General features: G+C 40.9%; 11 protein-coding genes. 3 read left to right on the top strand and 8 right to left on the bottom strand.

Annotated features, from left to right (window positions below; genetic code table 11):
* Window positions 1-46 precede the first annotated feature (46 nt).
* From VL121_RS15920 to VL121_RS15900, 5 genes are all read right to left on the bottom strand, one after another.
* Window positions 47-1,192 carry a hypothetical protein gene (locus VL121_RS15920; RefSeq protein WP_325407136.1) on the bottom strand — a complete coding sequence of 382 codons (1,146 nt, stop codon included), beginning with the start codon at window positions 1,190-1,192 and terminating at the stop codon, window positions 47-49.
* Between the two features lie 62 nt (window positions 1,193-1,254).
* Complete coding sequence (locus tag VL121_RS15915; RefSeq protein WP_325407134.1) at window positions 1,255-2,616, bottom strand: alpha-L-fucosidase; 1,362 nt, start codon at window positions 2,614-2,616, stop codon at window positions 1,255-1,257.
* A gap of 17 nt (window positions 2,617-2,633) precedes the next feature.
* Window positions 2,634-3,602: a glycoside hydrolase family protein gene (locus VL121_RS15910; protein ID WP_325407132.1), complete on the bottom strand. Its 969-nt coding sequence runs from the start codon at window positions 3,600-3,602 to the stop codon at window positions 2,634-2,636.
* A gap of 102 nt (window positions 3,603-3,704) precedes the next feature.
* Window positions 3,705-5,222 carry a RagB/SusD family nutrient uptake outer membrane protein gene (locus VL121_RS15905; protein WP_325407130.1) on the bottom strand — a complete coding sequence of 506 codons (1,518 nt, stop codon included), beginning with the start codon at window positions 5,220-5,222 and terminating at the stop codon, window positions 3,705-3,707.
* Window positions 5,223-5,241: 19 nt separating this feature from the next.
* Window positions 5,242-8,454: a SusC/RagA family TonB-linked outer membrane protein gene (locus VL121_RS15900; protein ID WP_325407128.1), complete on the bottom strand. Its 3,213-nt coding sequence runs from the start codon at window positions 8,452-8,454 to the stop codon at window positions 5,242-5,244.
* A gap of 244 nt (window positions 8,455-8,698) precedes the next feature.
* On the opposite strand from VL121_RS15900, the gene VL121_RS15895 reads away from it, so the two are divergent.
* Window positions 8,699-9,040: a hypothetical protein gene (locus tag VL121_RS15895; protein ID WP_325407126.1), complete on the top strand. Its 342-nt coding sequence runs from the start codon at window positions 8,699-8,701 to the stop codon at window positions 9,038-9,040.
* A gap of 60 nt (window positions 9,041-9,100) precedes the next feature.
* Here VL121_RS15895 and VL121_RS15890 read toward each other — a convergent pair whose 3' ends face one another.
* Together VL121_RS15890 and VL121_RS15885 are read right to left on the bottom strand one after the other, a co-directional pair.
* On the bottom strand, window positions 9,101-9,706 hold the full coding sequence (locus VL121_RS15890) for a LutC/YkgG family protein (RefSeq protein ID WP_325407124.1): 606 nt from the start codon (window positions 9,704-9,706) through the stop codon (window positions 9,101-9,103).
* 184 nt (window positions 9,707-9,890) lie between these two features.
* On the bottom strand, window positions 9,891-10,811 hold the full coding sequence (locus VL121_RS15885; protein ID WP_325407122.1) for an AraC family transcriptional regulator: 921 nt from the start codon (window positions 10,809-10,811) through the stop codon (window positions 9,891-9,893).
* A 104-nt stretch (window positions 10,812-10,915) separates the two neighbouring features.
* On the opposite strand from VL121_RS15885, the gene VL121_RS15880 reads away from it, so the two are divergent.
* Window positions 10,916-11,680 carry an SDR family NAD(P)-dependent oxidoreductase gene (locus VL121_RS15880; protein ID WP_325407120.1) on the top strand — a complete coding sequence of 255 codons (765 nt, stop codon included), beginning with the start codon at window positions 10,916-10,918 and terminating at the stop codon, window positions 11,678-11,680.
* A 2-nt stretch (window positions 11,681-11,682) separates the two neighbouring features.
* Complete coding sequence (locus tag VL121_RS15875) at window positions 11,683-11,907, top strand: hypothetical protein (RefSeq protein ID WP_325407118.1); 225 nt, start codon at window positions 11,683-11,685, stop codon at window positions 11,905-11,907.
* A 128-nt stretch (window positions 11,908-12,035) separates the two neighbouring features.
* On the opposite strand, the gene VL121_RS15870 is transcribed toward VL121_RS15875, so the two are convergent.
* The coding region (locus VL121_RS15870; protein WP_325407116.1) for a hypothetical protein at window positions 12,036-12,830 on the bottom strand (795 nt) is incomplete at its 5' end.

Here is a 12,830-nt window from a genome sequence, read left to right as displayed (position 1 = left end):
ATTGAATGAGGTTGAAAATCATAATGGGCGAGAATATTCTATTTTTTTATTTCGGAATTGCCATTGCATCAAAAAGTTCAACAGGCCAAAGGTTGGTACGTTCAAATCCATCAGGAACAGATTGGCTGAATTGCACATAGACCTTCACATTTCCTTTTATTTTGTATGTAACAGCATCGGAGTCTTTGCCTGGCGTAAATACGCTATAGCCTGCAAGCGCACAATCCTCCAGATCAATATGCAATTTACCCTTAGGTCCATGTCCCTGTGTACAGATAATACCCGTTGATTTGCCCCCCATCTCCGGCTGAGTGAAATTCAAAACAATCATTTTGCAACGAACCGCACGAACGTTTACGGCATTACTTGCGTAAGACATGGCCAGAGCGTTATCAGGATGAACAAGGATGCAATCTTCCAAAATAAGATGTGGAAACTCCGGAACAACTTCTTCGGAGCCGCCAACCAAAACAGCCGCAGTATCTCCTACCCAATCAAGGGCAAGGAAATAGCTTCGGCGAAATATGCTTGGTTCATCAGGACGTACCGTGGGGTAACATACTCCTCCCCCAAAAGCCCTTCCAATACCCACACAGTCTTCTACAATTATCGTAAACCCTTCACCACTTTTATTTGTCAAATCCCAAAAAAAACCGGCGTCACTTCCTGATGTATATAAATTACGCAGAACCCACCGATCCCAACATATACTTGAGAATGTTTCATCTTTAAATTCCTGGCGCCATCCTTGTGTAGTTGCCCTAATTGTCGACCACCAATCAAAACTTTTAAACCCTTTGTCCGGATCACTTGCATCAATTATAATTCTTCCCTTACTACCAGATCCAAGTTTCCCATCAACATCTCCAATCAACAGGTTATAGGATCCTTTTGCACCTTTATGAATGGGATACAAGTTCACTTCTACATAGGTGTCCGGACGAATGATAATAGTGTGGCCACCTCCATTATCAGGCGTTGCCAGAAGTGCAGCCTGAATAGTATGGTACCCGTTTTTCCAAGTGGTGCCATCAGAATTATTTCCCAATTTCGAAACATATATGGTAGATCCTTTTCTTCCTTTATACTCATCAGAAAAAGGATAAGAAGGCGAACCCAGGGAAGACTGGACCCAAAAAAAGAAAGATACCAATACTAATATCATACGGCCATTTTTCTTACATATTTCCATATTCAGGGTTTTAAATTGAATGAGTTATATGAGCTTATTAAATTTATGCAATTTGTAATTTTTTAATCTTTTACAACCGGCACCCCTTCCATCTCAATGGCAATCACTGTTGCGTATTTTGACTTAACAACCCCGCCCGTTTTTATCAAAATACCATTCCTGGTTTTCCCGAAAGCTGATATATTCTTTTTATCATGCAATGAATATGCATTCATGATTGTATTTTCCAGTAGCGGAATAGATAATTCTCCTTCATCTGGCCAATCAAAAACATGCAAATACACTACGGTTTTATGATCATCCACTTTCTTTTGAGTAGATCTGCCCCATGGCAATTGTTGAAATGGGCCAGCTTTCGTATTATATATTGCTTCTCCATTTACTTTCATCCAATCACCAATTTCTTTAAGTCTTTCTACACTTTCACCAGGGAAAAGCCCCTCTGCAGTAGGCCCGACATTTAATAGAAAATTACCACCTTTAGCACTTATATCTATTAATTTGTGGATGAGGGATTCAGATGACTTCCAGTTTTGATCAGATTTATTATATACCCAATGATCATTCATTGTCATACAACTTTCCCAATCCATTCCCTTAAGCATATTTATGGGGATCTCCTGCTCAGGTGTTCCAAAATCTCCATAAAACGTACTATCCTTTGATATGCCTCCATTATCGGTACGCCCCTTGTCTACCCTATTATTAATGATTAAGCCTGGTTTAAGTGCCCTTAAATATTTGTATAAATCCTCTCCATCTTCGTGTGTCCATGTTTTTTCCCACTCGCCATCAAACCACAGCACTGCAACGTTGTCGTATTTTGTAAGTAATTCCTTTAACTGTTTCTTCATGTAAGTTGTATACTCTTTCATGTCGGCCCCTTCGGCGGGCCTGTTTTTTTCCCACTTTCTTCTTGGCAGATAGTGAGGGTGGTGCCAATCCATTATTGAATAATAAAAGCCCAATGCCATTTCATGTTTTAAACATGCATCAGACAATTCTTTTAATATATCCCTTTTAAAAGGGGTTGATGCGATATCAAATTCGGTTTCCTGCGAATCAAACAAACAAAATCCATCGTGATGCTTAGCGGTAATCACAATGTATTTCATCCCTGCATTCTTGGCCATCAATACCCAATCTTCTGCATTAAATCTTTCAGGATTGAATTGCTTAAGATATTCATTGTAGTCCTCCAACGTAATTTGACCGGTTTCCCGGATGAGTACATCGTGATTTGGATTTCCATTCCATTCACCAGCCGGAATAGAATAAAGCCCCCAATGAATAAATAAACCAAATCGGGATTGGCGCCACCAATCCATCCGCTCAACCGCTACCTGCGGCTCTGCTTTGTCACCGCAAGAAATATTAATAAAAAGAAATGTGAATAAAACCCGCAGGTACACTATTTTAATCATTTCAGTTGGGGTTTAAATTATTCATATTTGGCAGAAACTTTTTTGAATGATTGACCATTTGGAAAATGGCTTTCAAAAAAATCTTTTTGAGCCCCATCGTACATAGCAACTCTTACTGTGGTCCAGGTAGCCTGATCTCCTATGGCATAATACAAATAAGTTTTCCCCTTATACTCCATTATGTCAACATCGGAATTGTTTATACCCTCTTCCTTTTCTGCTTCAAGTATTGGATTGAGGGAACTCAATTCCCAATCGGAGAGATTTGCAGATCTTGCCAGATAGGATACATATCCATTATGATTTGCTATCGGTGCATGGAGGTAGATCACATAATAATAGGGTGGGAAATACCGTATGAGAGGGCAGGCAGAATACTCTTTATTTTCCCCTGTAAATACAAGGCCCGGAATCTTTTCCCATTTTGAAAGATCTTTTGAGCGTGCAAATTTGAAACAGAATTGAACAGGTCGGTTGGATTCATATGCCATCAGATAACCATTATCATCTTTACAAACCGAAGTGTTAAACAAGTTTTCATTACCATCGGGCAGAATTATTTTTTCCTCTTCCCAGTTTTTAAGGTCTTTTGTCACAAAACGATTAATCCCGTTTGAATTCCAAACCTTTCCCGATGCTGTAAAATCCAGTGCAAATACATTCAATTCATCATTACTTACATATGCGCTTACGAAAGAATGAGCGTTCCCAAAACGAACCACTTCATCGCCGGTTTGTAAATCCTCTATATATAAGTACGAATCCTTATCCCGGAAGCTTGATTCTCCGGAAGGGCGGTAGTTTCCAACCATTAACAGCCTTGAATTAAAAACCACGGGTGTGTTTTCCATTGGCTCCCGCTCAAACCTGGAAAAAGCGAAAGGCAATTTTACTAACCTGGGCTTAGAAGCATTTTGAGCTTTCGCATCCAGGGATATGATCGTACAGAAAACGGTAAGAATTAGAGGTAAAAGGGCTTTTATCATACAGGATATTTAAATAATTTAAGATCACCTCAATAAGTTATAATCAACTCTTACCCATAAAAGGTAAGAGTTGATTCGTCAATATTACACTGATGTTATATGTTAATATCCTTCCGTTTGCACAAGCTGAGGATTATTGTCCAGCTCCCCTTGTTGGAAGGGCAGGAAGTAATGCTTTTGCTCGAATACCAATGATTGACCAGAAGGGTTCTTTATTAAAGGCATAATCTGATCGGCAATTCTCCAGCGTTTTATGTCAAAATATCTGGATCCCTCCATTGCCAATTCTACACGTCTTTCATGCCGAATGTACGCTCTAAGCAAATCTTTGGTATTATATCTGGACTCATCTACTGCAGGCATATTTACACCAGGCCTGGAACGAATTTCATTTAGTGCCTCATATACAGTGGCGTCAGGCCCCGCTGCTTCATTCTGGGCCTCCGCATAAATCAACAGTACATCTGCGTAGCGAATGTGAATCATATCCTGATCGGAAAGATTAGACTTGCTGTAATTCCAGGGAATCCTGGAAAGGTCAACATATTTCTGCATATTGATGCCTGTGAGGGAAGGTGCACCATGAGGCTCACCACCGGGCCATGCAACATCAGGGAGCTTTAAAGTATAGGCTAATCTCGGATCTCTGTTTGCACCCGGATCAGCCGGGTTATAGAGAGGAGATTCCGAAATTGGCTTCCCATCCGTACAATCATAGGCATCCACGAGATTCTGATATGGATTAACATGAGAGCCCCAGCCAAATTCAATTTCAGCACCTGAAAAATCTCCGTGATAACTATTGGGGCTGAGATAACTGGTCGAAAATATAATTTCAGGATTATTCGTTTGACCAGACGTCAGAAATAACCCTTCGTAATTATTTGACAAACTAAATTTTCCGCCATCCATAATCTGTTTTGCCATGGCAGCCGCTTCCGGCCATTTCTGTTCAAAAAGCAAGGCTTTTGCTTTTAAGGCCATCGCGCTTCCTTTTACAGCATGCCCATTGGTATAGCTATCATCAGGTAAATTGGCAATTGCATAATCAAGGTCTTCATTAATGAGTGCGTATACTTCCTGCTTTGTACTCTTCGCAATTTTTGAATCATCGGCACTTTTAGGAGATTCTTTATATATGATAACATCTCCAAAGGCATTTACCAAATCAAAATACATTAAGGCCCTGAGAAACTTAATTTCTCCCTTAAAGACACTTTTCTTTGCTTCAGTTATAGCCGTAACATTATCAATACTACCCAGAAAAAAATTGCAGGAAGAAATTCCCCTATAGGATGCATCATAAAATTTGGAAATAGCACCGCCAGTATTGGGGCTTACATTCCCCAGCGTCATGGCTGGCATATTAAAATAACCCCAATGCGCAAAAGCATTATCTGTCAAACAATCCATATACGGCCTTTGCCAACCAAAAAAATCACTTCTAAGCCGGGCATACACTCCAGTCAACGCCATCTCCACATCTGACTCCGTTTTCCAAAAAGTTTGGCTGGATATTGCATTCAGCGGATTTCTATCCAGGAAGCTTTTATTACATGATGATGAAACTAATATAGCCAATATTAGCCCCGCAATTATTTTAAAACTTTTGATTCTCATAAAATTATAGTTTATATGGTTAGAATTTAACCATTAATCCTGCGTTTAAAATGCGTACCTGGGGATAAACCGATCCTCTTCCTCCGTTGGGACCATCCATGGGCCTCTCTGGATCTACACCGGGATACTTTGTAAAAGTCAGCAGATTGTCTCCAGACACATATAAAGTGACTCCTTTGGATTTGATTCTGCTAACTATTCTTTGAGGCAATTCATAGGACAAATTCACATTTTTTAACCTTAAGTAGGATGCATCTAATAAATGGTAAGTGGAACCGTATGCATACACTCCGCCATATCCACCTTCATACCAGCCAGATCCAATGTATACGGCCGGAACCGTATTACTGGGATTGGTCGGTGTCCAGGCATCCCTAAATCTTGTGCTTGGGGGATCTCCCTGTACAAAAGGATCATAAGCCCATCCGTATACTCTTGATCTCAGTCCCTCTACGCCCTGAAAAAATGCGGATAACTGAAAACCTTTCCAGCCTACATTAAAGCCAAATGAATAGGTGAAATCCGGGAATGGCGAAAGAGAAATTCTATCTTTTGCATCAATTAAATCATCTCCATTCTGATCCACATACTTCAAATCTCCGGGTCTTGGATTATAAAATACCTGTTTAGGAGATTTGTCTATTTCTTCCTGACTCTGCCAAACACCAAGCATTTCATACATGTAAAAAGAGTTGTAAGGAAGTCCGACCTCTCTTACGCCTAAAGTTGGTGTTACAATTGACAAGAGTTTATTTTTGAACGTTGAGAGTAAGAAATTTACCCCATATGAAACCTGACCGATTTGATTTCTATGTCTTAAATCCATTTCCCAACCAATATTTTGCAACTCCCCATCATTAGTAGTAGGGCCGCTAAGTCCCAGGCTGGTAGGTACAGGCAGCGTGGCCAATATATCAGTAGTATTCTTCTTAAACCAGTCAACAGTCATACCGAATAATCCATTATATATGTCCAGATCAATTCCAAAATCAATGACGCTGGTGGATTCCCATCTCAAACCGGGGTCGGTTAGCCTTGTTAACTGAGCACCTTGCATAAGGTTGGGGCCAAAAGCATAATTTGTAATTCCAAGAATCGCCTGATATGGATAAGTTCCAATTTCCTGATTTCCCAATTTTCCCCACGAAGCACGAAACTTTAAGTCATTGACCCAGGGTAAATTATTTCTGATAAAATTCTCTTCAGAAATCCTCCATCCAGCGGAAACAGACGGAAAAAGACCCCATCTGTTGTCCTGCGAAACCCTTGAAGTTCCGTCATAACGTGCATTTGCCTCTATGAGATATTTACCTTCAAAATTATAAGCTACTCTACCAAAATATGATCGGAGTGCCCACTCGTAAGTAGAACCACCAGTACTCTGAACAGCAGCTGAACCTGCATCAAGCTCCATTAACCCCGTTGTTGGAAAAGTAGTTCTGTTCCCCCTGAGATATTGATTTCTGAAGGATTGCTGTTCGTATCCAAGTAACGCAGATATATTATGTCCCGTCCCAATCTTTGTGTCGTAATTTAATGTTGAATACATGGAAGGGAGTATAGACTTACTGTAATTATCTGTTACACCAACACCCGCGGGAGCAACAATTCCGGCATCCAGTGTATAGTCGGACTCACCGGGCAATTTCTGGTAAAAATAATGCTCTTGAGTTGCGTATATATGGTCTTTTTGGGTAAGATCAGAATAATTGACAGCCGCTTTTGTTGTCCACTTCAGATCTTTGAGCAAATCTATATTAACATAAGCCTGAGCATTTATCGCATAATTCTTAGTATACCTGGCTCCATTTGAAAAAGCTACCGGCGATGTTGTATTGTGAGGTTCAAAAGCATAAGCTCTTCCAGATTTCCTGCCACTCCCATCGGGCAAATAAGGACCGTACAAAGGACCAGCCTGATAGACCGAAAGCACACTGGTTTCTGACCAATTAGGCGGTTCATGATTGTCCTTAAATACGCCGCTTATAATTGTGCCCACATTAATGCTCCGGGTTATTTGATTATTGAAATTCAACTGGGCATTATATCGCTTATAATTAATATTCGGCAAAATACCATCCTGGTCCAAATAACTTAAAGAAAATTTATATGAACTTTTTTCAGTCGCATTACCTACACTTACATAATGATTAATAACAGTGGCAGGATTAAAATAATAATCAAGCCAATTAAAGTTAGGATATTGGTTCCTGTCGGTTGCGTTCCTGTATGCATCAATCTGATCTTGTGGATAGCGTGTCGCTACTCCCGAACGCTCTGCTGCTGAATTGTACATTTCCATATATTCTGCGGAATTGTAAATGAGGTCAGGGAGCCTGGTAGCTTCATGAACCCCCACATCTATTTTATATTCAATAGAAGAACCTTTGCCCTTTTTTGTCGTAACGAGAATTACGCCATTCGCGGCTCTTGATCCGTATATTGAGGCAGATGCTGCATCTTTGAGCACCGTAATATTTTCTATATCATTGGGAGATAAATTGGACAAAGAACCTATCACTCCATCTACCAGCACCAAAGGAGTCGGGGAAGCGCCAAAGGATCCGAGTCCTCTTATCTGTAAAATCCCATCGTCCTTTCCTGGTTGACCTGAGGATTGGGTAACCTGTAGCCCGGCAATTCTACCTTGCAACAGATTTGTTGCATTTGTTGCCGGCCTTTCCAACAACGTTTTTGCAGACACAGATGAAACAGAACCGGTAAGGTTGATTTTCTTTTGTGTGCCATAGCCCACTACCACCACATCGGAAAGGGTATTATCTTCAACCTTCAATGCAACCCTGATGGGGTTGTTATCCCTTATGTTAGCTTCCTGGGTTTGCATTCCGGTATAGGAAAAAACAAGCGTAGCTGCACCGCCCGGTACATTAATACTAAAAGAACCATCCTGCGCGGTAGTAACAACAGTATTACTGCCTTTCAATTGTACGGTTACACCGCCCAGGGCTTCACCTGCATCATTGGTAACTATGCCTTTAATTACCCTGTTCTGAAAGGTTGTTCTTTCTTTCAATAATTTTGATGCTATATTATCACCGTAAAAAAACGGGGTGGCTTTAAGCGGTAATGATAATAAAGATGGCAATGCCATAAAAACAATGGCAAATAAAATTTTAGATTCCCAGGCAACACCCCAAACAAGTTTGCCCATAATTTTTGTGCATAACCGGCAGGTTTGTTTAACGGGCAGGGGAATATGTAACTTTTCCATACGCAGTTAAGTTTTTGTTTATAGTTTATAAAATAGTGGCCTCACAGAATATATGCTTATACTCTGACAGATAAAAATGTATTAGCTTCCTGGAAAATATTTCATAGTGCAGCTACAGATACCCTCTCCAACCCTTTGCAATGGAAATAATAACCCTGGTGTAAACTTCATATGTACTGAAGAATGCAAATCGTTAAAAAAGCATCTGCTATTGTATGATACCGCGGTATAACAGAAAGTAAAGTTGCTAAACTTAACAATAAGCATCAATAGAATATCTGCTTATATTACTGGATTATTCAATTATTTACACAAGAAGAAAAGTGTTCGCTGCCTATATAATCAAAAAGCCGCTGCATTACCTGATGAAGTATCGCCCATCATCACCAAAAAGTATTCAGCATTGCATCATCTGAATGGCAGATGCGAAATATCAAATGGTTTATTAAAGGAAAAAGAATACATCAATAAAAAGGCACCTCGTCCGCCGGCATTTAAGCACTGGCTAAACCTGCATTTATTTTATACAACTGACCGGATTTCCGCACAAGCACCTGTGAAACAAAGACAGGTACAACGGTTTTAAAATTGAATATACAGGAGTTAAATTATTTACTGCAGAACCTATGGTAATAAATTCAAAACGCTATGATAACATCAACACATAAACTTCCCCGGGACCATGTACTCCCACTACCAATGTTTTTTCAATATCTCCGGTACGGCTCGGCCCGGAAGCAAATACCAGTGACGAAGGAAAATCCTGCGCCCCGCTTAACATAACCTTTTCAATACTTTCTTTTAAATCAAATACCAATTGGTGTGCAAATGCAATTACAATATGCACAGGCGTATATACCGGCAGGGCCCTGCCCGAAGACTGACCGGAGCTCAGCACAATTGTTCCTGTTTGGGCTACCAGGTGTATGCAACCCGTGATAGCTGCACCGGTATTATATAAATTGCCAGTGGGGATAAATGGACCGGTTGCATCTCCCAGGAGCTGATTTAAGGAATTTTCATGGCAACAAATATGCATCCACTTATTCTCTATTATAAGTTGATCTAATTTTGCTCTCAACTCTGCCGCATTGCTGAATAAAAAAAACTTTCCCAGCAAGCCTGTAAACTTCCTTTCAAATAAAGCAACCAGCGACTCCTGTTCTGATTTAAAAAAAGATTCAGGCATATCAGCAGAAGGATAAGGAACAGAAGTGGAGGTTGATAAAGCCTGGCTAATTTTATTCAGCATATTTTGTCGCGCCGTTGAGTCATCCATAACAGTAAAGCATATTATTAATTTTTAAAAGTCTTCATTTCCGCAGACTTTAAAAATAGAATATCCACTTAAAATACTGGATAATTCAATTATTATACCTGGTGCAAATATGTTCGCCCCATCTCCTGCAGGAGGTGTACTGCATTAACATCAGCAATCAACTCTTATTGGTTCGCCGGTATTCGGATGGCGACATACCAATGATTTTATTAAATATCCTGTTAAAGAAATAGGGATCCTCATATCCAATAAAAGCCGCAACATCTTTTATCTTCATCTCAGTAAGGTCAAGTAACTGACAAGCTTTCTGAATTTTAAGGTTAATAAAATAATCCAAAGGAGCAAAACCGGTTTGTTTTCGAAAAAGATTTGAAAAGTGGGATGCTGAATAAGAAAACTTACCGGCTAATTCATCTATCCAAAGCCTTTTGTCTATGTTTTCCCGCATAAACAGAATAGCTTGTGTAATAATATTATCGTCTTTTTTCTGAAAACTGGAAAAGTTATGGTTCCTGAATATAAAAGAAGCCACAAAATGATATAAACAAAAATTAGCGTAGCTCAGGTTATCCAGGCTGTATCCCATTTCAAGTGTATTGTACATTTCCTCCCATAAACTAATCCTTCTTTCATCCGGGCGGAGAACAGTGGGCGTCAGGAACTGCTCAAGGTTATACATTTGATTGAAGTGCGGGATTTTAGTTCCGCAAAAATGCACCCAGTACAACGACCAGGGATCTTCCGCATGTGCGCCATAACGAAGGTATTTATCAGTAGCGGGCAGTATTACAAACTCGTTTGCTCTAACTTCACAATAGCCCGATTTGTTTTCATACCAGCCTTTCCCATCCACGCAGTAAAATAAAATATTGTCCCGGCAACCCCATCTTCTTTCCCGGTAATGAAAAGATGCTTTGGGAAAATAACCTATAAGCGTTATATAAAGACTATTAAGCAGGGGGTCGTCTTCAATACGTTCCTTTAAAAGTTTCCCGGGTAGTATAATTTGTTTTTCACCCATGAAACCATCACGCCTTCTTGTGGTTAATCCCTTGTATCTGTTTTTTTCGCCTTTCATAATTATAATCGGATTATCTATCAAAGTACTGGTATACTCCATTTTTTTTGAGCACGCAAAACTGGTATTTTGTTATATCGTTGAAGATAATTTAAATTATATAGATGCTATTAAAAGATAAGGTTTTAATTCTCACCGGAGGGTCCAGCGGTATTGGCTATGAATGTGCAAAAGCGTATGCAAAGGAAGGCGCACTTCTTGTTATTGCCAGTAATCATGAACCTGATCTCAAAAAAGTATTAGCAGAGATCGGCAATCACCGGCATATCATTATTCCGTGTGACGTATCCATAGAAGAAGAAGTAAAAGATGTAATCGAAAAAACGATTAAACACTATGGCAGGCTGGATGGCATTCATAATAATGCCGGTATTGTAACACCGTCTGCCATGCTGCATGAAACCACTACGGAGGAATGGAACAAACTCATGAATACCAATCTTAAGAGCATATACCTGACAACAAAATACGGGCTTAGCGCTTTGCAAAAAAGCAAGGGCTCCATACTCAATACCAGCAGCCTGGTGGGAGATATTGGCCAGGAAAACCATGCGGCATACTCCGCAACTAAAGGAGGTATCAGCACATTAACCAAATCTATGGCCCTGGATTACGCTAAATATCACATACGGGTAAACGCAGTTTGCCCGGCATGGGTATGGACACCGGCCGTTGAGGATTGGATAAGTCAGCAACCCGACCAGGAAAAAACAAGCGAATACATCAAAACCATTCATCCCCTGGGATATTGCCCCGAAGGAGATGTTATAGCCGATGCATGCGTGTTCTTATTATCTGAAAAAGCCCGCTTCATTACCGGCTGCACTTTACCGGTGAGCGGAGGGGCTGAACTGGGCTACAGAAGATAAAAGTGGCCAATGCGCTCGGTGTCAGCGCTGACGCTATCCGCAACTTTAATGAGGAAGCTACTTTTAATATCATCGCTAACACTTATCACAATCATTCTTCTTCCGTAAATTACCAGCTTAACCCAATCGAAAAAATCATTGAACTCTACCAGGAAAAAATTGCCCTCTATGAACGGATGCTCAAAGAAAAGGATGAACTGATTGATAAACTGGTGAAGAGAAAATAAAAACCGCTACAAATTGCAGCGGCTCCTTTCCGGCTATTTTTTATTCTGTAAATCAAGTAACACGTAAGCACTGGTCTGGCTTAACGCATTACCCGTGCTACAAGACCAGCGCCAGGAGGGGGCCGGTTTTAGGCATCGTATTCGTAGCGGTGGTAAAACTCATCGTTCTGACCGGGATTATAATGTACTTCGTTTACCTTACCGCTAATGAGGTCGTAGGTATAGGCAATGGTTTTGCAGGCATTGTAACCGTGGTTGGCCATTGGCCCGTATTGCAGGGCGCCGTACAGGTTGCGCATGGTATCTACATTGCCGTGTATATCATAACTGTAATCAATACCCGTAGCATAGCTTTGCCCGCTAATGTAGTAACGCCCGTTGCCACCGTTGTAATACATGGGCTTCTCATAATAGCGGGTGTAGCTTACCCGGTTGCGGAGGGTATAGGGCTTTTGGGTAAAGCGCAGTTCGGCTATGCAGGCCGTGGCGTCAATGCCCGGCTGGTCGTACACCGTTTGGGTAACCATTTCGGCCCCGTTGGCTCCGTTGTTGTTGTAGAACAGCCAATTGGCAAGTGCCGTAGTATCCCGGCTGATGATATTAGTCATTTGGGTAGACTGTGGCTTCTGTCCTACTTCGGTGATCCGGCTCAGCACATCATAGCGTGTATAACTGTATTTGCCATCCAATTTTTGCTGCGCGTTCTGGCTGATGGCAAGCCGGCCCAGCCGGTCGTACCAGTTGCTGCTTTTGCCTGCATCGGGTGTTTGCTGGCTCACCAATTTACCGGCATCGGGCGTTTGCTGGCTTACCACCTGGTTCAGGCTGTTGTAACGGTATAGGGTGGGCATGGTATGCTTACGCGGATAGGATTCTCCCAACAATCTCTTCTGTGCCACTAACGCAAGCGTGTCCGGATGCCG

Origin of the sequence: Agriterribacter sp. (assembly GCF_035497235.1) — a bacterium.
GTDB lineage: Bacteria > Bacteroidota > Bacteroidia > Chitinophagales > Chitinophagaceae > Agriterribacter.
This window is presented reverse-complemented; position numbering and strand designations above follow the sequence as displayed.